Consider the following 25,469-nt stretch of genomic DNA (forward strand, 5'->3'; position numbering starts at 1 on the left):
TGCTTTGGGTGCTCCAAAATTAGCGCGTCGTGAGCTGTTGCTCTTGTAAGAAATCAATCGGCCGGCAGCGGCCAGCCGTCCAGCACGTGGCCGGGATATTCGCGCAGGAACTGCTGCCGGACTTCGACGTACCGGGTCGGAGTGAGCCCGGTGAACGCCCGGAACTCGTGGCCGAAGTGAGCCTGGTCGAAGTAGCCTGCGCGAGCGGCGAGGTCGCCCCAGTCGATCGGTCCGGCGGGGTCGATCGCGAACACGGTGGCGGTGAAGCGGCAGGCGCGAGCCAGCCGCTTCGGAGTGACACCGATCAGCTCCTTGAACCGCTGTGCCAAATGAGTGGTGCTGACACCGGCTGCCACGCTCAGGTCGCCGATCGCCACCGCTCCAGTGGTCGCCGCGATGACGCTGCTTGTATGGCGGACCAGCCCCAATCCGGCGGTCTGGCACAGCCGTCGCACCAGCTCCTCCTCGAGCAGCGTCAGCATCTCGTGCGGTCCGTCCGCCGTGGCCAGCCGGTCTCGCAGCTCAGCAACGGCGGGCCGGCCCCAAACCTGCTCTACCGTCACCGGCCGGTCACACAGCTCGGCCGCGGGCATCGGCAGGAACGGTGCCGGTCCCCACGGCTTGAAGTGCACGCCGACGGACCGGGTCCGGAGTGGGTAGCCGAACTCCAACGCCTTGGTGGGCATGGTGACCACGCAGCCGTCGGCGTACTCGGCCGTCTCGAGGTCGGTGCCGGCGCGGATGCGGAACGGCGCGCCGAGGTTGACGATGAGGTACGCCGCCGGCGCCGGCGGCAGCGTCAGCCGGGCGTACGGCGGCGCACCCTCCAGGTAGTAAAGGTCGTCGATCAGCCCGTCGAGCGGCGGTCGAGGCACCCTGGACACGTACTCCACCCCCACAGCATCGCCGACACCCCACCGGCAGGTCGATACACCCCGCTGGCACCGCACCCCGGGATACTCCAGCCGCGCCGCCGCTCAGCCGGATCGTTCTCGGCGATCGCGCCCTGGTTGCCGCACCCGGGATCCTCTCCCCACTGCTGATCCCACGCGTGATCCAGGATGTGACCGTGGAACGACCGGTGCCAGAGTCCTGGGCAACCATCACGGGGTGGCTGAAGCAGCATCTTCCCGACGCGTACGACGACCTTCAGCCGCCGTCGCCGTCGCAGAGCATCTCCGCCGTACGGACTGCCATGGACGGTCGCCTGCCCGCGGATCTCGTGGCCTGGCTGAGCCTCAACAACGGCATCAAACCGCGCAGCGGCTTCGGCAACATCCTGCCGACTCTCTTCAACCCGATGACCTGCGAGCTGATGCTGAGGCGGCGGGAGATGCTGCGCGGCATCTACGCCAGGTGGGACCGACCGGGCGAGCAGGAGTACGCGGGCACGCGGTCGCTCGCCTGGCTGGACGGCTTCTTGCCGATCGGGGACGCCGGCACCGACGTCGAGCTGTTCGCCGACTTGCGGGAGGGCGAACTGCACGGCTGCATCGGCAGGTACGACGCGGAGGCCGGCGGCTCCTTCTCGCCGTACTGGATGAGTACGACGGACATGCTGTCGGACGTCGCCGACGCACTCACACTCGGCCGGCCCGTCCTCCAGGGCTACGCCCGCAGGAGCAACGCCGCGAATCCATCCTCCACGACCTGCACCTACGAGCCATTCCTCGACGAAGGCACGTTGTACTGGACAAGGTTCTACCCGCAGGACTAGCACCGCGGCACAGAACGTTGGAATCGCGTTGTCGGTCTGGTTCCTTGGCTCGTGTGAGCCGGGCCCAGCCCAGCTCACACGAGTCGATCAGGTGTTCAGAAGCACGCCTCGGCGTAGTAGCACGGTTGCTGGTACCACGGGTCCGGCGGGGGCGGGTCGTTGAAGATGATGCGGAAGTGGGCCTGGTTCTGGATGAACTGGCCCGAGTTTCCGGTCAGGTAGTTGGCCCGGACCGTCCAGACCTCCCCTGCGACGGTGTGCCTCGCAAGGTTGACGTAGGTCTCGTTCGCGACGCAGTTGCCTCCGGCGACCGCGCTGTTGAAGGTGAACGAACCGCTGACGTTGCTCTGGACATTCCAGAACGCCGACGTGTACGGCCGCAGACCGTTGCCGCCGACCCGGAGCGATGTCCAGTCGCCGGCGAACATCTGGTAGTCGTCGGTGCCGCCGTCCACCGGCTGGTTCTCGAACCGGAAGCTGCCCGGATACACCGACGTCAGGTAGACATGGGCGTTGGTCCGACAAACCGTCGCCTGAGCGGGCTCCGCCAGGACGACCGAGACGACCGCCATGGGGACCAGCACGGCCGCAACCGCGGCGAACCGTTTCAGCACCCGCCGCCACCGACTGGGTGCACGCGTCTGTTGCATGACTGTTTCCTCTCCCACGCAGAACGTTGATCGGTCGACCGGTCGATCGAATGGATCACCCGACGTTCGACACAACCAAGCCCACGGATAGGGCGACCACTTCCCGGCGCGGTAGTTGTAAGCCGAACCCCGCGAGCGGCGGGTACAGCCCGGCCGGTGGCGGCCTCCATGGTCGCTGGCAGGTTGCAGCACGTCAGCGGTCAAACAACCTGCCAGCCGGCCGGCCTGCGGTGGCCGACAGGCCGAGGCGGCAACAGGACTGCCGCGGCGGAGCGGTGTCCTTTGGGCGGTGTCCCTTCCTCGGTTCTGTGTTGGGGCGTGGTTGATGGCATAGTTCGCGGGTTGGCTTTGTGAGGAGAGGTGTATGTGGCGGGAGCGGGCTCGGTACTGGTTCGACAGCACGATGTCGCGGGGGACACCGGCGTTGATCGGATGGCTCGGGCTGGCGAGCGGTCTGCTGGTGCTGGTGGTTTCGGCGCTGGTGGTTGCGATGGTGCCGGGTGATGTGACCGAGCACGGCGGTTGGCCGGGAGTGTTGTGGATGACGCTGTTGCGCGCCATCGACCCCGGCACGATGGGTGGGGACCAGGGCAGCCCGATGTTCCTCGCTCTGATGCTCGCGATCACCCTCGGCGGCATCTTCGTGGTCAGTGCATTCATCGGCGTGCTGACCACCGGCTTGGAAGGCAAGATCGCAGATCTGCGGAAGGGCCGGTCGCGGGTCGTCGAGCGCGGCCACACCGTCATCCTCGGTTGGTCGGAGCAGGTGTTCACCGTCGTCGCCGAGCTCGTCCAGGCGCACCAGAGCGAGCGCCGGTCGTGCATCGCGATCCTTGCCGACAAGGACAAGGTGGAGATGGAAGACGCGTTGCGCGCGCGGGTCGGCGATCTCGGCCGGACCGTGGTCGTCTGCCGGACCGGCAACCCACTCCGCCCGGCCGACCTCGACCTGGTGAACCTGGCCGCGGCACGTTCGGTCATGGTGCTTCCACCGCCGGCCGAGGACGCGGACATCCAGGTCATCAAGGTCCTGCTCGCGCTCGGCGACCGGGCGCGCCAGGCCGGCGGCCCGCATGTCGTCGCCGCGGTCTCCGACTCGGACAACCTCGCCGCAGCGCAGCTGGCCGGCGGGCCCCGGACCCAACTCATCGGCGCCGACGATCTCGCCGTACGACTGATCGTCCAAGCGCACCGTCAGTCCGGGCTGTCTGCGGTCTGCACCGACCTGCTCGCGTTCGCCGGCACCGAGTTCTACGTACGGCGCGACGCGTCGGCGGCCGGGTTGCCGTTCGGCGAGGTGAGCCGGAGCTTCGACCGCGGCATCGGCGTCGGACTCCGGTACGCCGACGGCCGCATCGAACTCAACCCACCGGCCGACCGGATCGTCCGCGAGACCGACGAGCTCGTCGTACTCGCGGAGGACGACAGCCTGATCCACCGCGCCACCGTCTCGCCGGCCGTGATCGAGGAGGCGATCGCCGCACCCGTCGTACGGGCGCCGGACCCGGCGCGCACGCTGATGATCGGCTGGAACAAGCGGGCGCCGAAGATCATCGCGCTGCTCGACGAGTTCGCGACCCCCGGCTCGCACCTGCAGATCGCCGGCCTCGACGAGGTGGAGCCGCAGCTCGGCGACTACAAGAACCTTTCGACCGGTACGACGTACTGCGACCCGACGAACCGTGGTGAGCTGGAGGCGCTCGACATGAGCACGTACCAGCACGTCATCGTGCTGTCGGCCGACGCGCACGGCGAGCAGCAGGCGGACGCGCGCACCCTGCTGACGTTGCTGCACCTGCGCGACCTGGCGCAGCAGCTCGGCGACCCGTACTCGATCGTCAGCGAGATCAACGACGAGGCGAACCGCGAGATCGCCCAGGTCACCAAGGCCGACGACTTCGTGGTCAGCGAGAAGCTGATCAGCCTGCTGCTCACCCAACTGACCGAGAACCGGCACCTGGCCGCGGTCTTCGCGCAACTGTTCAGCCCCGACGGCGCCGAGATCTACCTCAAGCCCGCCGCCGACTACCTGGTCCCCGGTCACCCCGCCAACTTCGCCACCCTCGCCGAATCCGCCCGCCGCCACAACGAAACCGCCATCGGCTACCGCCTCCACGCCCGCTTCCACCAGCCCCCGACGTACGGCGTAGTCCTCAACCCACCCAAGGACGCCCCCGTCACCCTCACCACCGCCGACCGAATCATCGTCCTCTCCGACGGCACTCCCCACCCCGCCGAACCCCACGTCCACGCGGAGGCCCAGGTCTGACCACCGGAGGCGAGCGGACAACAGCCTGCGCACCCGCCGAAGGTGGAAGTAGGCAGCCGCCGCGGAGCGGTGTCCTTTGGGGGCGGCTCGCGACAGTTCTCGGGGATTGACAGACAGTTCTCAGGTTGACGCTGTAGGTTCCCTGCAGACATCTCGTGAGGAGGGTTCTGCATGTCCAAGAAGACCCATCAGCAGCAGCTGGCGGCGCGGAAGGCCAAGCGGCAGGCTGAACGGGAGGCCGAGCGGCGCCGGCAGCGGCGGAACCTGGCGGTCACCGTGACCGCGGTCGTCGCGGTGGTGGCGGTCGTGGTGGGGGTCTTCATCGTGCTCGGCACCGGCGATGACGACGCGCCGGCCGCGTCGACTGCGCGGACGGAGAACATGCCGAAGAGCATCCCGACCGCGCTCGCCCCGGCGCCGAAGCGGGAGACGCCGCTGCCGGCCGAGGTGAGCTGCACCTACAAGAAGGGCACCGAGGCGGCGAGCAAGAAGGTGAACCCGCCGGCCGACGGCAAGACCAAGGCGTCGGGTACGTCGAAGGTCAGCCTCGACACCTCGATCGGCGACCTGCAGCTGACGCTGGACAGCGCGCTCGCACCGTGCACGGTGAAGAACTTCCTCAGCCTGGTCGGGCAGAAGTACTTCGACAACACGAAGTGTCACCGGATGACGGTCGGCGAGGGGCTGCAGGTGCTGCAGTGCGGCGACCCGAGCGGGACCGGGAGCGGCGGGCCGGGGTACAGCTTCGCGGACGAGGTGTTCCCGACGCTGAAGTACGGGCGGGGCACGCTGGCGATGGCGAACTCCGGGCCGAACACGAACGGGAGCCAGTTCTTCATCGTGTACGGCGACGGGAGTGGGCTGTCACCGGATTACACCGCGTTCGGGACGCTGGACGAGCCGAGCCTGAAGCTGATCGACAAGGTCGCCGAAGCCGGCGTAGTCCCCCAGAACGGGCCGACCGACGGCGCCCCCGTCACCCCCGTGGACATCAAGACGGCTTCTGCTGCTGCCTGAGTAAGAACAAAGAGCACGCCCGTCGCTCCCTAGCGAGAGCGACGGGCGTGTTGTCAGTTGAGCCGGGTGCCTAGCCGGTGGTGGTCAGGCGAGGAGGTCGTACTTGGTGCGGGGCCAGGCGAGCAGCGCCTGGATTTGGGCGATGCCGGATTGTTCGAGGAGTTGTACGGGGCCGTCTACGAAGTGGTAGAGGCCGGTCGCGGGGTCGCGGGCTTCGGTGTAGGCGCGGTCGGCGTACGCCTGCATGGTCTGCTTGTAGCGGCGGTCCGGCGCGACCGAGTCGAGGATCAGCAGGTTCTTGAACCAGATCGAGTTGAAGCGGGTCGGCTGCTTCCAGAGCCGGTCGTCCTCGGCGTAGAAGGCCAGCGACGCGTTCGCGACCGACTTGGCGTCGTCCAGGTACTTCCGCTCACCCGTTGCCTTGTACAACAGTACGCCGGCCCCGAGCATCACGCCCTGGTTGTAGCTCCACTGCGTCTTCTCGATGGTGCCGGCCGGGTCGATGTGGTCCCAGTACAACCCGTTCGGCGCCAGCATGCAGTCCTGCGTCCAGTCGTACATCCGCTTCGCCCAGGACAGGTACGACTTGTCCCGCGTCAGCAGGTACAGATGCGCGCCGAGCTCGGCACCAGGTCCGTTCGACACCGTGTTGCGGTCCTGGCTCCACGGCGCCTGGGTCCAGTAGACGCCGCCCGCGCACGGGTGCGTCGGGTCCGTGTCCCAGCCGTGCACGACGAGCGCGAAGATCTCGCGCGCCCGGGCGAGCGCCGCCTTGTCACCGGTCCGCTTGTAGTGCTGGACGAGGTGCAGCCCGATCCACTCGTTGTCGTCGTAGAACTTGTCACCACCCTGACCCAGCGGCGGGCGCACGTACGAGTCGTACCCCTTCGGCGTCGTCTCGGCGTTCCAGTACGGCTCGTACGCCGCGATCCGGCGGTCGGCCTCCTTCGACGCCTGGATGCCCGCGCCGGGGATGCCGGCCAGGTTCTCCGCGGCGATCGCCGCCTGCGAGTACGGCCAGACGTAGGCGTACGGGTTCGGGTGCGTGTTCGGGTACTCCTCGAGCAGCAGGTTCTGCCCGGCGTCGAAGTACTTGTTCAGCGCCTCGTACGACGCCTGGGCGCGCGCCGCGTTGCTGGTCACGGCATCAGCTCCGGTCACGTGCAGCGACCCGAGTACGGCGACAGCCAGCACCCCGGCCGCGATCCTGGTTGATATACCAATTCTCCTGCGCATCGACCTGCTCCTCCTGGGCGGTGGCGGTTGACATCGATGTCAAGTTCTAACCGGAGCAAGGGAATCGCGTCAATGGCTCAGCGCCCGGCAGCTTCAGCCGGGTTAATTGGTATATCAAGCGGACTGGGCACGAACGCGAACCAGGCCGAGCGCAGCTGCAGCCGCCCGCGGAGCTGGTCGCCGGTCAGCACCCGCCGCCCCTTCGACCCGACCGCCTCCACCGTGAGCACCCGCCCGCCGCTCGGCCCGATCCCCGTCCGCTTCAGCACCCGCAGGCTCCGGATCGACCCGACGTCGAACACCGCCTGCAGCTCCGCCGCCGTCCGGGTGACCGTCCAGGTCACGTTCGGATTCCCGTTGCCCGGGTACGCGTCCCACCCGTCCAGCTTCATCACCTGGTACGGAATCGGGCCGGTCGCCGTCGCGCCGCCGTTCGACGACGAGAACTCGGCGATGATCGGCTTGCCCTTGTAGAGCCGGACCTGTCCCGCCGTCGCAGCGATCGCTGTGTTGGCCGCCGCCTTCTCCGAGTCGTAGCCGCCGTACACCTGGCAGGAGATCGTGTCGCAGAGGTCGTACGCCCGCTTCGTCGCCCGGCCACGGTGGAACACCGAATAGGTGCGCGCGGCAACGGCCTGAGCCTGCAGCGCCGCCGGACGCCAACTGGACAAGGCCTCTCGCGGTACGACGCCCCGCAGGTAGTGCTCGAGCGACACCACGTTCACCGTGTCCAGATCCGTCCCCGGTACGTCGATGGCCCGCAGCGACCCGCGATACCGCCGTACGGCGCCACTCGGCAAAATCAGCCCGGTCACCGAAGCACCCTCGAACTGCGTCATGCCGGTGAACGTCTTCCACAGCGTCCACTTCCGCGTCTTCGCGTCGTACGAGCTGACCGTGGTGCCGTGGTCGCCGTACGGGTCGATCGACCACTGGTTCCGGGTCGACGCCCTGGGCAACGGGTAGACCTTGCCGGTCTTCAGGTCGCGGACCTTCAGGTGGTTGACCGCGCCGACGCGGACGCCGTCGGTGGTGTCCGCGCTGATCCGGATCCGGATGCTCCCGGTCGCCTTGCCGGTTGCCGTGCCCGGGTAGTAGAAGTCGAGGATCTGCCGCGCCGACTTCCCCGCGATCGCCGCACCCTGGGCGCCGTACTGCGACATCCCCCGCCCGTGACCGAAACCGCGGCCGCTGATCGTCGTGTCCGGCACCGCGTCCGGCGCGATGATCCGCGCCTCAGCGGTCGCGCTGATCACCGTGGAGCCGAGGACGACGGCAGCGATCGCGCGCTTCTTCATCGCACGCTCCGGTACTCGACGTAGACCTTCCCGCGGTGCTGGTTGTAGGTCAGCCAGCCGTGCTGGTACTTCTGTCGCAGACCGCCCTTGACCTTGTACGTGTCGGTGATCGGCAGCCCGAGCCGCGACCGCTCCGCGCCCAGAGCGGCGTACCGCGCGTAGATCAGTCCACCCACCGGGCGGGTGCCGATCGACTTCGACCAGTACAGCGCGCCGTTGCGGAAGTACTGCACCTTCGTGCCGTTCACGCTGTTCCGGAACTCACTCGTCGGCAGCCCGAGCACCGTGTCGGGCCCGAGCTGCCGGTAGCGAGCCCGGAACACCCCGACCGTCGAATGGGTGCCAGTAGCGACGGAGTTGAAGACGTCCCGGGTGCCGAAGTACGTCGCCCAGCCGGTCCTCGTCCGGTGCTCGCCCCAGAACGGTTGGCCGGCGTGCCGGAAACCGATGCGTTTGGCGAAGCGGTAGATCGGCGTAGAGACACTGCCGCCGATCAGGACGTTGACCCGTTGCTTGAGCCAGCCGAGCTTGCCGTACAACTGGTTGCCCGGGCACGCCGTCGCCTTGGTGTCGCGATGGCCGGAGACCGTGTGCAGGCGGCTGCCGGCCAGCACGATCGTCGCCAGTGGCGACCGGTAGTTGGCGTCCAGCTTCCAGGCGATCACCCAGGCGGTCTTCTCCAGCATCGCCTGGCTCGGCGTCGACTTCTCGAAGTTGCCGATCAACGCCACCCCGAACGAGTTCGCGTTGAACGAGCCGGTGTGCGCGCCGAGCACCGGCAGTTGCGCGCCGCCGTACCGACCCTCGAAGGCCCGGCCGAAGCGGTCGACCAGGAAGTTGTACCCGAGGTCGCACCAGCCGCGGCTCTTCACGTGGTACGCGTACATCGCGCGCACCATCGCCGGGACCTGCGCGCGGGTGTAGTCGTTCCGGTCGGCGGTGTGGTGGACGAACGCCGCCTGCACTGTGGTCGTGTACTTCGGACGCGCACACGCCTTGCCGTTGTGGCTGCGCAGCCGCTCGTCCGCGCCCCACGCCTTCCGGCTCACCATCGCCGGCATCGGGTACGGCGCTCTGGCCGCCTCCGGCTCCACACTCTGCGCAGTCGGCTCGTCCGCGTCCGTCGCGAGTACGCCGGGCTGGATGAGCACCACCTTCGCGTCGGCGATCGTCGTACCACTGCCCGTCACCGCACTGGCCTGCACACCGCTCGCGTCACCGACCCACAGCGGCTCCGTCCCCGCCCGCGTGCCTTCCGGCAACGCCGGATCGGGCCCATGCTCGTCCTCAACGGTCAGCCGCTGCCACTCGCCCCACTGCCCGGCCCGCAGCACCCGCACACGCGCCTGCACTGCCTGTGCACCGCTCGGCCAAGTGACTCCCACCATCGCGAACGGCTTCGTCTCGGCCGCGACCGTCGGCCCGTCGATCGCGAGTTCCTGGTACGACGCCTCGGCCGGCGCCGGCGTCGGCGGAGTCGTGGGAGGGACGGACTGCAGATCCGGCAGGACCTGTGGGAAGGCGAGGGCGAGCCCGGTCACCGCGAGCGTCACGAGTCGCGAGGTCTTGCTCATCGCCCTGCTCATGCCCTTGCCCATGACACAGCCTTCCGGCGGAGGTCCAACGGTCGCTGGGCGGCGGTAATCGATTATGCGCGCTCGGTGATCGTTTTTCCGGGATTGCGTCACCCTGCGTGGCGTCCGGGTGTTGAGGACTTCGGTAGGCTCTGGGTAAAGCCCTGCGAGACAGCCCTAGAGGCAGAAGAGGCCCGTCATGGAACTCATCCTGATCATCGCACTCGTGGTGATCGCCGTTCTGGCATACCGGTCGTACCGGCGGACCCAGCTGCAGAACCGCCAGCAGCACCAGATCACCGCCGCCGAGCTCGAATCGGTCAAGCGCACCGCCGACGAGGACATCACCAGGTTCGGTGAGGAACTGCAGGACCTGGACCTGGACATGGTCGGCAAGGACCTCGGCGACGGGGCCCGGCAGGACTACCAGCGCGCCCTGGACGCGTACGAGTCGGCCAAGGAGGCGGTCGGCAAGGTCACCCAGGCCGACGAGATCAAGCACGTGATCGAGATCCTCGAGGACGGCCGCTACGCGGCGGCGTGCGTGCGCGCCCGGGTGAACGGCGAGCCGCTGCCGCAGCGCCGCCCGTCCTGCTTCTTCAACCCGCAGCACGGCCCGTCCGTCGAGGACGTGACCTGGGCGCCGCCGGGCGGCGCGCCGCGTGAGGTGCCGGCCTGCGCGGCCGACGCCGAGCGGGTCCGGGCCGGCGCGGAGCCGGACGTCCGCAAGGTGATGGTCGGCCCGCAGCGGGTCCCGTACTGGGAGGCCGGCCCGGCCTACTCGCCGTACGCGCAGGGCATGTTCGGCGCCCTCGGCGGCGTGATGACCGGTATGTTCCTCGGCACCATGCTCGGCGGCATGTTCGCCGGCGGCGGCTACGGCGACTACGCGGCCGGGTACGACGCCGGCCAGGCCGACGCGGGTGGCGACGGCGGCGGTGGCGACGACTTCAACATGGGTGACGGCGGCGGCGACTCCGGCGGCTGGGACTTCGGCGGCGGCGACTTCGGCGGCGATTTCTGACCCGAACGACCGAGCCCCAGCGACCACATCGGTCGCCGGGGCTCGTGCCTTTGGTGGGTTACTCGCCGAAGAGGTCTTCACCCTCGCCGGTCATGGCGAAGTGGGTGACGCCAGGGAACGGGGTGGGGATCTTGCCGAGTCCCTCGATCAACGTAGCGGTGCCGTTGGCGTGGCCGACGGCGTACAGGTAGGCGCTGTCGGTGTCGTGGTCGACGGCGGTCAGCAGCGTGCTCTGCGTGCCGCACTTGTAGGCGACGATCGACTCGAAGCCCTGCCAGGTCCGGGTCCGGACCGGCTTCACGATCGGCTTCATCGGGGACGTCAGCGGGATCCGGATGGTGTAGAGCGCGCCGCCGCGGGTGGTGGCCAGCAGCGTGTCGTAGGTGCCGGTCTCGCTGATGATCGCCATCGTCTTGACCGCGGAGAAGCCCGGGTACGAGCCGAGCGACTTGAAGCCGTTGGTGTCCCAGCGGAACAGGACACCGTCGTCGCGCAGGCCGTAGAGGTAGCTGTGCGGCTTGCTCACGAACGCCGCGTCGGACTCCTCGATCTGGGTGAACCGGTCCCAGCCGCCGCCGATCCGCTTCGAGCTGACCACCGGCTCCGGCTCGACGCCGTCCCAGCGCATCTCCGCCGAGTACAGGCCGGTGCCGCTGATCACCTTGCCGTACCACCACGACTCCGCGGTGAGCGCGCTGAAGTACCAGGTCGCGCTCTCCTTGACCGGGAACACCTTGATCGGGTCCTCGAACGGCTGCGCCGTCGGCGGCCGGGTCGCGACCACGTCCGCCCCGCCGGTGTTGCCGGCCGCGTCGAACGCCCCGACGTACATGCCGCACGGGTTGGCCGCCGTACCGGCGGCCACCTTCGGTGGTCCTGCCTTCAGTTCCGGCCCCGGCTTCGGCGGGGTCGCGCTCGCCGGGATCGCCGCCGCGCCGGCCAGCACTGCGGCGGCGATCACGGCGGAGAACTCGTTTCAAGCTCATGTGGTTTCTCCCCTCTCTTGCAGAGCTAGATACGGTCCCCGCCGGAAAAGTTGCGAGTTATCTGGTGATCTTGATCGGGACCGACAGCGCGGTGGGTGCCGTGGCCGGTCCGAGCAGCAGCTCACCGTTGTACGTCTGGCCCGGTGTCATCGCCCTGTCGTAGTCGACGTGCAGCGTGACCTGGGTGCCGGCCGGGACCGGACCGGTGGGCAGGCCGCTCACCGTCAGGTCGTTCCCCTGGATCGCGTTGACGTTCAGCGTGAAGGACGGCGTACCGGCGACCGCGTAGCCGTGCACCCAGATCTGGTAGTTGCCGTCCGGCGGGTTGACCAGGTCGACCGCCTCGTTCGCGGTCCCGCCGGCCGATGAGGCGACGATCTCGGACGAGGAGAAGACGCCGTCGTTGTTGGCGTCGCGGACCACGTACAGATCCAGGTCGTTGCCGTCGAGCGCCGTACTCACCCTCAGCCGGGACGCGTGTGACAGCGTGAGGTTCCGCTTCACGCTCGCCGTCGCCGGGTCGTCCGGGTTGTCCTGGTGCGCCACCTCGGTCGTCGTACTCGGCTGGCTGAGACCGAACGCGGCCGCCTTCAGACCGTCCAGCGGGACACTCGACTCGAACTTCACGTCGAACCCACCGGTGTTCCCGGTCGCGGTCTGGACGACCGACGACGGGGCGACGGACGCGCTGCCCAGCTGCACCTTGAACGGCGTGCTGAACTTGTCGCCCTGCCAGCTCACCTGGTGCAACGCAACCGCCTGCAGGCCTTCCTGCGCCGGCGCGGTCACCACGTCGGCCGGACCGCCGGTCGCGGTGTCGAACCGCCAGACACCGGCGCGCACGTTGGTGTTCGGGCTCTTCCCGACCGTGTCGAGCGTGTACGGCGCACCGAACACCGAGTCGGGCTCGAGCTGGAAGTGGTTCACCGACCGGCCCATGATCAACGTGTCGAGGTCGGTGGAGGGACCGGAGTCCTCCCAACTGGTGTTGGCCAAGAACTTCGTGCCTTCGGCCGGTGTCTTCGGCACGTCCAGGTAGAAGAACCGCCAGTCACCGGACTCGGCTCGCCAGGTCCAGTCGTTGGCGCCGAACACGGACCCGTTGTTGTAGGTGTAGTTCTGCTGCGCCTTCGCGACGTCGTCACCGCCGAAGGTGATCGCACCGGTGATCCTGCCGCTCGCGTCCTGCGTCGCCTTGGCCGCGACCGCCACCGACACCGGCACCACCATCTCGTCCGAGCCGCGAGTCAGTACGACGGCGCCGGAGTACATCCCGTACGGCGCCGTGGCCGGCACCTTGATCGACGCCGTGAACGGGCCGTTCGCGACCTTCGGCGTACTGACCCACTTCCAGTCGCTGTTCTTGTACCAGTCGATCGAGATCTTGAAGTCGGTGACCGGGATCGAGGCGTTCCGGGCAGAGTGCTGCAGGCCGAGGAACAGGCCGTCGGCCATCCGCTGGGCGGGGTCGCGGACGAACGACTGCAACGCGTTCGCCCCGGCGCGGTGGTACATGAACCGGCTGTACTCGCCCTGCTGCAGCTCCGACTTGGCGAAGTCGAGGTCGAGGAAGCCGTCGATGTTCGAGCTCGTCGTCTTGTCGGTGTGGTTGACGACGCCGTTGTGGTCCTTGTCGGTCCACAGCTTGCCGTCGTGGTTCACGTCGGTCCAGTTGTAGGTGAGCAGCCGCCAGCCCTGGTCCTCGGTGAGGTTGTTGTCACCGTCGAACTGCGACCGCGGGTACTCGAGCTTGACCACCATCAGGTCCGCGTCCCGATGCTGCCGGACCTTCTTGGTCAGGTCGATCAGGTAGTCGGGCGCGTTGAAGTTGGCCGTGCTCTCCTTGCTCAGGTCCTTGCTGCTGAGGGAGAACGTGTCGTTCGCGGTCCGGACCAGCTGGCGGTCGCTGACCTGCCAGACGCCGGGACCCTGGAGGGTGAACTTCTGCGAGTCCGAGGCGCCGGGCGAGATGACGTTCGCGAACACCGGGTACTCGGTGCCGCGGTAATCGCCGACCCGCCATTGCGACGGCGTGACGACGGCACGCTTGCCGCCCGCGCTCGCCACCGCCTTGCCGACGTCGATCGACCCCGAGCCCTGGACGGTGGCATCGTACCCGAGGTCCTTCGCGGACGACTTCAGGATGTCCTTCGCGGTCGAGTAGAAGCCTGCCGGGACGTTGCCGCCGTGGGCCTTCTCGTAGGCCTGGTAGACCAGTGCGGTCGCGCCGGCTGCGACCGGGGTGGACCGGCTGGTGCCGCCCCAGGTGACCCAGGCGTTTCAGGACCACGGCTTTTGCTTGCCACAAGCAACGATAACTATTAGTCACCAATATAAATCGCCGACCCGATTTCTCCCCGGAACGACGCCCAGCACCCCGGTCACACCCCGTGGTCACCCCCCGATCTGCGCAGATGCAGGTTTTCCCGTGTCTTCCGCAACTTTTCCGGAGTCGCCCGTATCAAGTCGGTATGACCCTGAAACGAACTCTCGCGGTTGCGGCGTGTGCCGGGCTGCTGGGCAGTCTTGCCACCGCCTCCGTGAGTACGGCGGCGACGACTGCCGCGTGCACTATGACTGTTGGCTCGGTCACGAGTGGCGGGGATGTCGGGTACTCCGATGTCACGGCCTCGTCGCCGGTGACCGCGAAGCAAGGGACCGGTGTCCATCTCTTCTCGCCGGGGATCGCGAAGATCAGCTCGACGTGGATCCGGGGGCGGACCGGTGAGCCGGACGGACCGATCACTTCGGGCGAGGTCCTGCTCAACGACACGATCTACAACGCGTGGTACGGGCCCGATCCCGACGGCCCGGTCGGCATGAGTCGGGCGGGCACGGGCTTCGGCACGTACACCGTGACCGAGCGAGCGTCGTACCTGTCGTCCGGTCCGCACCTCGCGACGTACCGGCTGCGGGGTGACGGCGTGCTGTACCGGTACGCTCACCGGTGGGACGGCAACCCGACGTCCACGGTCACCCGCTACACCGGCTTCGCCGCGGTGAAGACGATGGCATTGACCAGTGAGACCAAGGCCTACGACACGTTCCTCGCGAACACCCGCGGCGGCGCGCTCTACACGATCCGGTTCCCGCGGACCGGCGCCCCCGTGGTCAAGAAGGTGCGCACGTCCACGTGGCAGACGTTCGAGCACCTGGTCGCGGAGAAGTGCGGCTCGCAGAGCACCCTGCTCACCGCGATCGACAAGGACACCGGCTCCGCCTACCTGTACGCCGTCAGCCACGCCAACGGCACCTCGACCGTCATCAAGGGCCTCGGCAAGATCCCCGGCAGCTACAACGACCCCGTCTACTACCTGCGCACCACCGACACCACCCCGCCCCTCTTCGGCGAGTAAGGCATACATAGATGAGCTTGAAACGAGCAGTCTCCCTGGCGGCGTCCGCCGTACTCCTGACCGGCCTGGCAACAACGCCCGCCCAAGCGGCGTCCACCGCCGCGTGTGAGATGACCGTGGGATCCATCAACGCCAACGGCGACCGCGCCCATGCCAAGATCACCGCTTCGACGCCGCCGACGGCCGAGCAGCGCACGGGCCAGCACAGGTTCTCCCCGGGAGCTGCCAGGTTGAGCACGACCTGGACCTACACACTTCTCAACCCGGTCGGCTACTACGACTCGGCGTACGTCGTCCTCGGCTCCTCGCTGTACCAGGCGACCTACGGCCAGAACACCGACGGCACGCCGATCAACACGGTGACCCGGATCGGCGGTGGCTGGGACAACTTCATCGCCGTCGAGGAGTCGCTCTACTGGGGACCGACGACCCGGATCGCCAAGTACGGCCTGCGGAACGACGGTGTGCTGTTCCGCTGGACCAACGGCTTCAAGCAGGTCAGCTCGTACGCCGGTTTCAGCGCGGTGAAGACGATGGCGCTGATGAGCGAGACGGCGACGTACGACACCTTCCTGGCGACCACCCGCGGCGGCGCCCTCTACACGATCCGGATCCCGGTCGGCACGGCGAAACCCGTCGTCAAGCAGGTGCGCGCGTCGACGTGGCAGGGATTCGAGCATCTGGTCGCCGAGAAGTGCGGCTCGCAGAGCACGCTCCTCACCGCGATCGACAAGGACACCGGCTCCGCCTACCTGTACGCCGTTGGTCACGCCAACGGCACCTCGACCGTGATCAAGGGCCTGGGCAAGGTGCCGGGCACCTACAAGGACCCGGTGTACAACCTCGACACCGCCGAAGGCAACGCGCCGCTGTTCGGCGAGTGAGGGACCAACCATGCGGATGAAGGCTTTGGCCGTGTCAGCCGTGCTGCTGGGGACCACGGTTCCCGCGGGTACGGCGGTCGCGGCGCCGACGGCGGCCTGTCAGCAGAAGGTCGGATCGATCACAGCCGCCGGCGCGGCGGTGAGCCGGAGCGTGCAAGCCGGCACGCCGCCGACGGCGACCGGACCGGGCGACCCATGGCAGCTGTTCTCCCCGGGGCTGGCTCGGGCGAGCACCAGCTGGACCTGGTCCTTGACCGCACCCCAAGGCACCACGTACAGCGGCACCGTCATCGCAGGCTCGGCGCTCTACTACGCGAGCTACGGCTGGGACCGGGACGGCAAGCCGTTCCAGGACGTGACTCGAGCCGCCGGTGGCTGGGGCAGCTTCACGGCGGTCGCCAGCACCTACTACACGCCGTACGTCGGTGGTCCGATCGGTCACAACTACCTCTACGGCCTCCGCAACGACGGCGTGATCTTCCGGTGGCGGGCTGGTGACAACGGCGGCTGGCACCCGATCGGGTCGTTCGCCGGCTTCTCCGCGGTGAAGACGCTCACCGTGATCAGCGAGACGAAGACCTACGACACCTTCCTGGCCACCACGTACGGCGGCGCGCTCTACACGATCCGGATCCCGACCACGAACTCGTCGACCCCGGTCGTCAAGGTCGTCCGGCGGCCGACCTGGGGCGCCTTCGAATCCCTGGTCGCCGAGAAGTGCGGCACGCAGGGCACCCTCCTGACCGCGATCGACACCGACGGCGGCGCCGCCTACCTGTACGCCGTCGGCCACGCCAACGGCACCAGCACCGTCATCCAGGGCCTCGGCAAACTCCCCGGCACCTTCAAGGACCCCGTCAACCACCGCCTTGCCCCCGACTCCGCCGCCCCACTCTTCGGCGAGTAGTCCTCAGCAACCGAGTATCGCCGCGGTATCGCGGGGCTTGACCGCCGTGACCGGCGGGTCGAGAGTCGAGGAGTGGGTATCGCCGTTCTCGGCCCGCTCACGATCGAGGGGGAGCAGAAGGTTCTCGGCCGGCGCGACCGGGTCGTGCTCGCGGCTTTGGTCGTGCATCCGGGAGAAGTGGTCAGCGCGGACGCGCTGATCGATGTGCTGTGGGGAGAGCGACCGCCGGCCTCGGCGGCGAAGATCCTCCAGGGGTGCGTGGTCCGGCTCCGCAAGATGCTCGGCAGCCACGCGATCGAGACCACACCGCTCGGTTACCGGCTGGCCGTCCCCGCCGACGAGATCGACGCGCGCCGCTTCGAGCGCGCGATCGGCCGTGCGCGTGAGCTGCTGGCGGCCGACGAGGCCGAGCGCTCGGCGCTGGTCCTCGCCGATGCCCTGACCCTCTGGCGGGGCAGGCCGCTGGACGAACTGGAGGGCTGGGACCTCGCCCAGATCGAGGTGTCGCGGCTGGAGGAGCTGCGGCGAACGGCCGAGGAGATGTACGTCGACGCGGAGCTGCGAGCGGGTCGGCACGATGCGGTGCTGGCCAAGGCGGAAGCCCTGGTGGCCGAGGCACCGCTGCGCGAACGTCGCTGGGCGCTGCTGGCCACCGCGCAGTACCAGGCGGGACGACAGGGCGACGCGCTGCGCTCGATCCAGCGGCTGCGCGCCGTCCTGGATCGGGAGCTCGGTCTGGACCCGAGCCCGGAAGTCGAGGCGTTGGAGCAGGCGATTCTGCGTCAGGACCCGGCGCTCGTGGTCGCGACCGCACTACCGGAGCCGAGCCCACGGTGCCCCTACCCCGGCCTGAAGCCGTACGACGTCGAGGACGCGGACGGCTTCTTCGGACGCGAAGCCGACCTCGCCGCCTGCCTGCACAAGCTGGCGGAGTCGCGGGTGCTGGCCGTCGTCGGCCCGTCCGGCTGCGGCAAGTCGTCGTTGATCCGGGCAGGTGTGGCCGCCGGTCTGCGCCACGACGGCCGGGTCGTCGTGGTGATCACCCCTGGAGCGCATCCGGTCGCCGCGCTGACAACGGCGATGCCACGTGGTGGCCCCGTGCCGGCGCTGATCGTCGACCAGTGCGAGGAACTGTTCTCGCTGTGCCAGGACCTCGCTGAGCGCGAAACCTTCATCAGCGCCCTGACTGCGCACCGGACTGTGGCTCCGCTGATCCTGTCGCTGCGGGCCGATCGGCTCGCAGACGTGTCCTCGCACCCGACGTTGGCCCGGGTCGTCGAGGAGGGCCTGTACCTGCTGACCGGAATGGCGGACGACGATCTGCGCACAGCGATCGTCGAGCCGGCCAGGCAGGCCTCGCTCGTGATCGAGCCGGGCTTGGTCGATCTGCTCGTCAACGACGTCGCCGGTCGCCCCGGCGCGCTGCCGCTGATGTCGCACGCACTGGTCGAGACCTGGGAGCGTCGCGAGGGCCGGACGCTGACCGTCGCCGGCTACCGCGCGTCGGGCGGAATCCAAGGGGCTGTCGCCCAGTCCGCCGAGGAGGTCTACAACCGGTTCGCCCCGGAGCAGCAGACCGCACTGCGGGATCTCCTGCTGCGGCTGGTGGCCCCCGGGCCGGAGGGAGACCCGGTCCGGAGCCGGTTGCCGCGCCGGTTGGTGGTCACCGGCCCGGAGAACGACGCGGTGGTCGACGTGCTGGTCGAAGCGCGGCTGCTGACCAGTGACGACGGGGTGCTGGAGGTTGCCCACGAGGCGCTGGCCCGGGCCTGGCCGCGGCTGCGGGAGTGGCTGTACGACGACCTGGAGGGCCAGCGGATCCTGCACCATCTCGCGGTGGCGGCCGACTCGTGGGATGGCCTCGGGCGGCCGGACAGCGAGCTGTACCGCGGGACGCGATTGACGAAAGCGCTGGAGTGGCAGGCCACCGGCAGGGCGGCGCTGACCGCCACAGAACAGGATTTCCTTGCCGAGGGCAAGCGGTTGTCCGAGGCAGAGCTTCGGGCGGCCGAGGAACGAGCCCGGCATCAGCTGCGCGTGAACCGGCGGCTGCGTGCCGCGTTGTCCACCGCCGCGGTGCTGCTCGTCGGCGCGCTGATCGCGGGCTTCCTCGCCGCGAGCCAAGCTGGTCGCGCCGACAGGCAGGCCTCGACGGCCCAGCGACTGGCACTGGCGGCCGACGCCCAACGCGTCGGCTCCCAGGCCCAACTGTCCGAGGACATCAGCTTGTCGGTGCTGCTCGCGACCGCCGGCGCCCGGCTCGTCGACTCACCGCAAACCCGTGCGAACCTCGTGTCCATCCTCAGCAAGCACCCGCGGCTGGTCCGGTCCGCACCAGCCGGCGGCGGGGAGGTCGACGGGATCGTACTGAGCCCGGACGGTCAATGGCTCGCTTCCGGTGACGCGCGGAACCGGCTGCGCCTGTACAACGCGACCGACAACAGCCTCATCGGCACCTACGCGGGCTTCCCGCCCTCTCAGCAGCAAGCCTTCGTCGGCGGGGTGTTCAGCCCTGATGGCAGCCTGCTGGTCGCCACCGCGGAGACACCGGATCCCGATCCGGTGCGGCTGCTCGACCCCGCGACGATGCAGGAGTCCGGACCCCGGCTGGCCCGGCCACGCCTTCCGACGGCGTCAGCGAAGTACGGGATCATCTCGACGGATTTCAGCGCGGACGGCAATCGTCTGGTCGTGACGGCGATCGAGGACCACCGCGCCGACGTCAGGCTGATCGAACTGAACGGGTTCGCGGTGGTGTGGGACCTGCGGGCACGGCACCTGCCGCCGAAGGTGCTGCCGCTCGGCAAGGGCGTCCAGAGCATGGCGATCAGCGACGACGGGCGGACGATGTACACCGGGTGGCCGATGACGGCGTACGACGTGGACACCGGCCGCCGGATCTGGCAGCGGCCGGACGTGCCGACCTTCGGTGCGCTCGGCCTGAGCCCCGACGGGACTGTGCTGGTAGGAGAGTTCCACGACTTCGTCATGAACAACACGATGCACGTGCTCGATGCCAGGACCGGCAAGGACCTCGGACGCCTGCGCGGGCACGCCGATCAGCCTCGAGGCCTGAGCTTCTCGACCGACGGGACGATGGTGGCGTCGGCCTCTCACGACGGCGAGGTCATCGTCTGGAGCACCACGTCGTGGCAGCCGATCCTTCGCTGGCGGACGTTCGAGCAGAGCTGGGCAGTGCGGTTCAGCCAGGACGGCCGGTCGCTCTACACCGGAGGTGACGACGGCATGCTGCGCACGTGGGACCTGATCGCGCAGCAAACCTACCTCCGACGAACCGCAACTGTCGGCGGTATGGCGGTCGTTGGCCAGACGGACCTGTCGCCGGACGGACGGCGGGTCGCGTACAGATGGCTCGACGGTGACCGAGCATGGATCAGATTCGCCGACACCACGGGTGCAGGTGCGACACCGCCTCGGGCGCTGCCGACCTGGGAGGGCGGGGTGGTGCCGGGTGTCTGGCGTTCCGACGGACTGCGGTACGTGAGTCATGCCGGGTGCGCGGGCGACTGCGGGGAAGGCGGTGCGATCAGTGTGCTCGACCCAGCCACCGGCAAAGTCCTGACCGAGCGGCGCGTCACCACGGTCGAGATCGGCGCGCTGGCCTATGTCGACGGAGACCGCAAGCTCCTGTCCGGCGACGCCGAGCAGCAAATCGCACTGCTGGACGCGGAGACGCTACGAACCCAGGGGCGCCTGCGCGCCGGTCCGGCTGACTGTTGCGCCGTGGCATCGCCGGGTGGGCGGACTGCCATGATCTTCGACACTTCGCTCGACGGCTCGTCCGAGCACTGGCGAGTGATCGACATCGCGAGCGGTGAAATCCGAACCGAAGGAGACCTGGATTTCAGCGCCTACAGCGCGGCTGTATCACCCGCCGGGGACAAAGTGGCGGTCACCGGACAGAGCGGTGAGGTCGTCACGATCGAGCTCGCCACCGGGCAGCTGCGGCAGCCCTCGACCGGGCTCGGCACCGAGGTCCTGCGGGTGCGGTACTCCGATGACGGCACGCGGCTGATCACCGGGGCGATCGACGGCGGCGTCAGCCTTTGGGATGCCGGCACCCTCGAGTTGCTCGGCACCGCGCGTGCACCGCAAGGTCCGGGCGAGCCGGTGCCTGCGACCGCCGAGTTCGTCGCCGGCACACACGACGTCGTCATCGCGTCGCACGACGGGCAGATCTTCCGTTGGGACACCGACCCGAAGCGCGCCGTCGAGGTCGGCTGCCGGATGGCCGGCCGGAACCTGACGGCGGCGGAGTGGGCGCAGTACCTACCGCAGCAGCCGTTCCAGAAGGTCTGCCCCGACCTCCCCTAGCCCCGCAGGTGGAGTTGGCGGGCGGCTTCGGCTACGGAGCCGGAGACTGAGGGGTAGACGGTGAAGGAGGCGGCGACCTGGTCGACGGTGAGGCGGGCGCCGACGGCCAGGGAGATGGGGTGGATGAGCTCGCTGGCGCGGGGCGCTACGACGACACCGCCGACGATGATGCCGGTGTTCGGGAGGCAGAAGAGCTTCACGAAACCGTCCCGGACGCCTTGCATCTTGGCGCGGGCGTTGTCGGCGAGCGGGACCTTCACGACGATCGCCGTACTGCTGCCGGCGTCGACTGCCGCCTGGGACACGCCGACGGTGGCGATCTCCGGGGCGGTGAAGACGTTGGCGGAGACGGTCGACTGGTCCAGCGGGCTGACCGCGTCGCCGAGCGCGTGCGCCATCGCGATCCGGCCCTGCATGGCGGCGACCGAGGCAAGCATGAGGACACCGGTGCAGTCGCCGGCCGCGTAGACGCCGCGGGCCGTCGTGCGGGAGACCCGGTCGACCGTGACGAAGCCGCCGTCGCCCAGCGACACGCCCGACTCGGCCAAGCCCATGTCATCGGTGTTCGGCAGCGATCCGACCGCGAGGAGCGCGTGCGATCCCTCGACCGTACGGCCGTCCGTGAGCGTCACCACGACCCCGTCGCCCTGCCGCTTGACCGACTCGGCCCGGGACTTGCCCAGCACCGTCAGCCCACGCCGCTTGAACACGTCCTCCAGTACGGCGGCCGCGTCCGCGTCCTCGCCGGGCAGCACCCGGTCCCGCGACGACACCAGGACGACGTCGCTGCCCAGAGCGTCGTACGCGCTGGCGAACTCGGCGCCCGTGACACCGGACCCGACCACGATCAGCCGCTCGGGCAGCTCCTCGAGCTCGTACACCTGCTCCCAGGTCAGGATCCGCTCACCGTCAGGCTCCGAGCCCTTGAGGATCCGCGGCCGCGCCCCGGTGGCGATCAGTACGACGTCCGCGTCCAGCCGCTCGTCGCCGGCCACCACGGTCTCCGGCCCGTCGAGCCGGCCGCGCGCCTGAATGATCCTCACCTTGTCCCGGTCCAGCCGCCGGGTGATGCCGTCGGACTGCGCGGCGGCCAGCCGCTTGACCCGTTGGTTGACGACGGAGAGGTCGACACGCACGGAGTTCGCTGGATCCTCGTCGCCGTCCTCGAGCCGGACACCGAGCCGGCCGGCCTCCTCGACCTCGGTCATCACCTCGGCCGTCGCGATCAGCGTCTTGCTCGGAACGCAGTCGGTGAGCACCGCGGAACCGCCGATTCCGTCGGAATCGACAACCGTCACCTCCGCCCCGAGCTGGGCGGCCGCACTCGCCGCTTCGTACCCGCCTGGACCGCCTCCGATGATCACAACTCGCGCCACGGGAGGCCATTCTTCCGTATCCTGTGTCGTCGTGACCCTGTACGCCGCGTTTGCGTCGAATCTGGACCCGAACCTGATGGCCGAGCGGTGCCCGTACTCCCCCCTGCGTGGGACCGGGTGGATCACCGGCTGGCGGCTCACCTTCGGCGGTGAGGAGCTCGGCTGGGAGGGCGCCATGGCCACCGTCGTGGAGGACCCCGCCGACCCGGCGAACCAGGTCTTCGTCGCCCTGTACGACATCCACCCCAAGGACGTCGAGCGGCTGGACGAGTGGGAGTGGATCGACCAGGGCGTCTACCGCAAGATCCAGGTCCGGGTGCAGACCCTGGACGGCGAGCAGCTGGCCTGGATGTACGTCCTGAACGCCTACGAGGGCGGTCTCCCGTCGGCCCGCTACCTGGGCATCCTCGCCGAGGCCGCCGAGGCCGCCGGCGCGCCGGACGACTACGTCGCCGACCTCCGCGCGCGCCCCTGCCAGTCGTCTGGACATTAGCTATCTTGCGGTTGTGACCGTCAATGATGACCTCAGGACCGCCGCCGAAGCCTGGCTGAGCGAGGACCCCGACCCCGACACGCGCGCCGAGCTCCGGGCGCTCCTCGACGCCGGCGACAGGGCCGATGTCACGGCCGAGCTGGCCGACCGCTTCGCCGGCACCCTCGAGTTCGGTACGGCGGGACTCCGCGGAGCCGTCGCCGCCGGGCCGAACCGGATGAATCGGGTCGTGGTCATCCGCGCCGCCGCCGGTCTCTGCGCCTACCTGAAGGCGAAAGGCCTCACCAACGGCCCGGTCCTGATCGGGTACGACGCCCGGCACAAGTCCGACGTGTTCGCGCAGGACACCGCCGCCGTGGTCCGTGGCGCGGGCCTGGACGCCGTACTCCTGGACCGCCCGGCCCCGACGCCGGTGGTCGCCTTCGGGATCCGGCACCTGAACGCCGTGGCCGGCGTGGTCGTCACCGCGTCGCACAATCCGCCGCAGGACAACGGCTACAAGGTCTACCTGGGTGACGGATCGCAGATCGTGCCGCCGGCGGACGCCGAGATCGCCGCCGCCATCGCCGCGGTCGGCCACCTGGACTCGGTGCCGCGCGGCGACGACTGGCAGACCACCGGCGACAAGCTGATCAACGCCTACCTGGACCGGATCGCCGAGCTGGTGCCGGCGGACGCGCCCCGCGAGCTGACCGTGGCCTACACGCCGCTGCACGGCGTCGGGCGGTCGCTGGTCGAGGACGCGGTCGCGCGGGCCGGGTTCGCCGTACCGTCGGTGGTCGCCTCGCAGGCGGATCCGGATCCGGACTTCCCGACCGTGTCCTTCCCGAACCCGGAGGAGCCGGGTGCGATCGACGCGGCGCTCGAGCTGGCCCGGTCGATGGACGCCGACCTCGCGGTGGCCAACGACCCGGATGCGGACCGGTGTGCGGTCGCCGTACCGGATTCCGCGGCCGAGGGCGGGTGGCGGATGCTGCGCGGGGACGAGTTGGGTGGTTTGCTCGGCGAGTTCCTGCTGTCGTCCCGGCCCGACGGCGTCGCCGCGTGCTCGATCGTGTCGTCGTCGCTGCTCGGCAAGATCGCGGCCGCACACGGCGTCGAGTACGTCGAGACACTCACCGGATTCAAATGGATCGGACGGGTGCCGGGGCTGGTCTTCGGCTACGAGGAGGCGCTGGGCTACTGCGTCGACCCGGTGGCGGTGAAGGACAAGGACGGCGTGTCGACGCTGGTCCGGGTGCTGCACTTGGCGGCCCGGGCGAAGTCGGAGGGGCGCACGCTGCTGGACCTGCTCGACGACCTCGCCGTCAAGCATGGCCTACACGCCACCGACCAACTGTCGGTGCGGGTGGAGGACCTGTCGCTGATCAAGACCGCGATGGAGCGGCTGCGGGCAACTCCCCCGACGTCGCTGGGCAGTCACACGGTCGAGCGGGTGGACGACCTCAGCGAGGGCTCCGAGACCCTGCCGCCGACCGACGGCCTGCGCTACACGCTGTCCGAGGGCGCCCGCGTGGTGGTGCGCCCGTCCGGCACCGAGCCGAAGCTCAAGTGCTACCTCGAGGTCGTCATCCCGGTCACCGCCGACGTCGCCGCCGCCCGCGAGCAGGCAGCGACGGACCTGGCTACGGTCAAGCAGTCGCTCTCAACAGCACTGGGCCTGTAGAACGCACGGAAACGTCAGCCGCTCGACCGTCCAGGGTCAGCGGCTGACGTTCGACGTACCGGGAGCACCTGGCGGGTAGCTTCCCGGAACGAGGATCAGCGGGCGGCGGCCGCCGCGGCTTCGGCTTGTTCGGCGCGGAGCGACGCCTGCAGCGACGAGTGCAGGATGCGCAGCGTGCTGGTCGACTGCATCAGCGCGTCGCGCTCGTCCGGGTTCCGGTTCGCCAGGTTGGCGATCTCGGCGATGCTCGCGTCGATCCGGGCGATCCGGTCCGCGACCGAGCCCTCCTGGCTGCTGGCCCGGCGGATCGCCTCGGACGTGACCGTCCAGACGTCTTCCTTGTCGTTGGTCCGCCGCGACATGTCGACCATCTGGCTCAGCGCCGCCAGGTCGTGGTCGACCTGGGTCCGCTCCACCGGCACGGTGATCCCCGCGGTCGCCTGACGCAGCCGCGAGACGTGACCGGACAGCTCGGACCAGCTGCACCTGCCGCTCTTGATCTTGTCCAGCACCTTGGCGTACTCGGTGTTGAACTCGTCGTAGTTCACTGTCCTTGACTCCTGCCGTGAGACTGCTCGACTCAGAACTGTAAGGCGTGCGAGCCCGAAACAAGTAACCACACGATCGCAGATCGTGCACGTGTCGGCAAAACGCAACAGCCGCCCGGTACGCCAACGCGTA

Annotated in this window: 19 protein-coding genes; 10 read left to right on the top strand and 9 right to left on the bottom strand. The window is 69.0% G+C overall.

What is annotated here, in order from left to right:
• Nucleotides 1–53 precede the first annotated feature (53 nt).
• Nucleotides 54–884, bottom strand: coding sequence for a helix-turn-helix domain-containing protein (locus ACIBL3_RS26580; RefSeq protein ID WP_396356284.1), 831 nt, complete (start codon nt 882–884; stop codon nt 54–56).
• A gap of 185 nt (nt 885–1,069) precedes the next feature.
• Here ACIBL3_RS26580 and ACIBL3_RS26585 point away from each other — a divergent pair, with 185 nt between their 5' ends.
• Nucleotides 1,070–1,717 carry a hypothetical protein gene (locus ACIBL3_RS26585; protein WP_396356285.1) on the top strand — a complete coding sequence of 216 codons (648 nt, stop codon included), beginning with the start codon at nt 1,070–1,072 and terminating at the stop codon, nt 1,715–1,717.
• A gap of 95 nt (nt 1,718–1,812) precedes the next feature.
• Here the strand turns inward: ACIBL3_RS26585 and ACIBL3_RS26590 are convergent, their stop codons facing one another.
• Nucleotides 1,813–2,367 (bottom strand): hypothetical protein, encoded by a 555-nt coding sequence (locus tag ACIBL3_RS26590; RefSeq protein WP_396356286.1) that lies wholly within the window; start codon nt 2,365–2,367, stop codon nt 1,813–1,815.
• Nucleotides 2,368–2,731: 364 nt separating this feature from the next.
• Between ACIBL3_RS26590 and ACIBL3_RS26595 the strand changes: the two genes are divergently transcribed.
• Both ACIBL3_RS26595 and ACIBL3_RS26600 read left to right on the top strand, forming a co-directional pair.
• Nucleotides 2,732–4,636 (top strand): hypothetical protein, encoded by a 1,905-nt coding sequence (locus tag ACIBL3_RS26595; RefSeq protein ID WP_396356287.1) that lies wholly within the window; start codon nt 2,732–2,734, stop codon nt 4,634–4,636.
• Between the two features lie 171 nt (nt 4,637–4,807).
• Nucleotides 4,808–5,653 (top strand): peptidylprolyl isomerase, encoded by an 846-nt coding sequence (locus ACIBL3_RS26600; protein WP_396356288.1) that lies wholly within the window; start codon nt 4,808–4,810, stop codon nt 5,651–5,653.
• An 84-nt stretch (nt 5,654–5,737) separates the two neighbouring features.
• On the opposite strand, the gene ACIBL3_RS26605 is transcribed toward ACIBL3_RS26600, so the two are convergent.
• The 3 genes from ACIBL3_RS26605 to ACIBL3_RS26615 all read right to left on the bottom strand — a co-directional run bounded on the left by ACIBL3_RS26605 (nt 5,738) and on the right by ACIBL3_RS26615 (nt 9,761).
• Complete coding sequence (locus ACIBL3_RS26605; RefSeq protein ID WP_396356289.1) at nt 5,738–6,889, bottom strand: glycoside hydrolase family 76 protein; 1,152 nt, start codon at nt 6,887–6,889, stop codon at nt 5,738–5,740.
• 77 nt (nt 6,890–6,966) lie between these two features.
• Nucleotides 6,967–8,187, bottom strand: a complete 1,221-nt coding sequence (locus ACIBL3_RS26610) for a SpoIID/LytB domain-containing protein (RefSeq protein ID WP_396356290.1) — start codon at nt 8,185–8,187, stop codon at nt 6,967–6,969.
• Nucleotides 8,184–9,761: an N-acetylmuramoyl-L-alanine amidase gene (locus tag ACIBL3_RS26615; RefSeq protein WP_396356291.1), complete on the bottom strand. Its 1,578-nt coding sequence runs from the start codon at nt 9,759–9,761 to the stop codon at nt 8,184–8,186. Before ACIBL3_RS26615 ends, ACIBL3_RS26610 begins: the two co-directional genes overlap by 4 nt.
• Before the next feature lie 199 nt (nt 9,762–9,960).
• On the opposite strand from ACIBL3_RS26615, the gene ACIBL3_RS26620 reads away from it, so the two are divergent.
• Complete coding sequence (locus ACIBL3_RS26620) at nt 9,961–10,785, top strand: hypothetical protein (RefSeq protein WP_396356293.1); 825 nt, start codon at nt 9,961–9,963, stop codon at nt 10,783–10,785.
• 58 nt (nt 10,786–10,843) lie between these two features.
• Here ACIBL3_RS26620 and ACIBL3_RS26625 read toward each other — a convergent pair whose 3' ends face one another.
• Both ACIBL3_RS26625 and ACIBL3_RS26630 read right to left on the bottom strand, forming a co-directional pair.
• Nucleotides 10,844–11,746 carry a hypothetical protein gene (locus tag ACIBL3_RS26625; RefSeq protein ID WP_396356294.1) on the bottom strand — a complete coding sequence of 301 codons (903 nt, stop codon included), beginning with the start codon at nt 11,744–11,746 and terminating at the stop codon, nt 10,844–10,846.
• 82 nt (nt 11,747–11,828) lie between these two features.
• Nucleotides 11,829–13,838, bottom strand: a complete 2,010-nt coding sequence (locus ACIBL3_RS26630) for a hypothetical protein (protein ID WP_396356295.1) — start codon at nt 13,836–13,838, stop codon at nt 11,829–11,831.
• 404 nt (nt 13,839–14,242) lie between these two features.
• Between ACIBL3_RS26630 and ACIBL3_RS26635 the strand changes: the two genes are divergently transcribed.
• The 4 genes from ACIBL3_RS26635 to ACIBL3_RS26650 all read left to right on the top strand — a co-directional run bounded on the left by ACIBL3_RS26635 (nt 14,243) and on the right by ACIBL3_RS26650 (nt 21,253).
• Nucleotides 14,243–15,127, top strand: a complete 885-nt coding sequence (locus ACIBL3_RS26635) for a hypothetical protein (protein ID WP_396356296.1) — start codon at nt 14,243–14,245, stop codon at nt 15,125–15,127.
• Between the two features lie 11 nt (nt 15,128–15,138).
• Complete coding sequence (locus ACIBL3_RS26640) at nt 15,139–16,011, top strand: hypothetical protein (protein ID WP_396356297.1); 873 nt, start codon at nt 15,139–15,141, stop codon at nt 16,009–16,011.
• A 10-nt stretch (nt 16,012–16,021) separates the two neighbouring features.
• Nucleotides 16,022–16,918, top strand: a complete 897-nt coding sequence (locus ACIBL3_RS26645; protein WP_396356298.1) for a hypothetical protein — start codon at nt 16,022–16,024, stop codon at nt 16,916–16,918.
• A 72-nt stretch (nt 16,919–16,990) separates the two neighbouring features.
• Nucleotides 16,991–21,253, top strand: coding sequence for a BTAD domain-containing putative transcriptional regulator (locus ACIBL3_RS26650; protein ID WP_396356299.1), 4,263 nt, complete (start codon nt 16,991–16,993; stop codon nt 21,251–21,253).
• On the opposite strand, the gene ACIBL3_RS26655 is transcribed toward ACIBL3_RS26650, so the two are convergent.
• Entirely contained in the window at nt 21,250–22,629 is a 1,380-nt protein-coding gene (locus ACIBL3_RS26655; protein ID WP_396356300.1) for an NAD(P)H-quinone dehydrogenase, read from the bottom strand. The two genes, ACIBL3_RS26650 and ACIBL3_RS26655, sit on opposite strands and share 4 nt — an antisense overlap.
• A gap of 31 nt (nt 22,630–22,660) precedes the next feature.
• Between ACIBL3_RS26655 and ACIBL3_RS26660 the strand changes: the two genes are divergently transcribed.
• Entirely contained in the window at nt 22,661–23,122 is a 462-nt protein-coding gene (locus ACIBL3_RS26660) for a gamma-glutamylcyclotransferase (protein WP_396356301.1), read from the top strand.
• A gap of 13 nt (nt 23,123–23,135) precedes the next feature.
• Nucleotides 23,136–24,788 (top strand): phospho-sugar mutase, encoded by a 1,653-nt coding sequence (locus ACIBL3_RS26665; RefSeq protein ID WP_396356302.1) that lies wholly within the window; start codon nt 23,136–23,138, stop codon nt 24,786–24,788.
• 95 nt (nt 24,789–24,883) lie between these two features.
• On the opposite strand, the gene ACIBL3_RS26670 is transcribed toward ACIBL3_RS26665, so the two are convergent.
• Nucleotides 24,884–25,336: a hypothetical protein gene (locus tag ACIBL3_RS26670; RefSeq protein WP_396356303.1), complete on the bottom strand. Its 453-nt coding sequence runs from the start codon at nt 25,334–25,336 to the stop codon at nt 24,884–24,886.
• Between the last annotated feature and the right edge of the window lie 133 nt (nt 25,337–25,469).

The sequence above is a fragment of the Kribbella sp. NPDC050124 genome (assembly GCF_044460355.1).
GTDB lineage: Bacteria > Actinomycetota > Actinomycetes > Propionibacteriales > Kribbellaceae > Kribbella.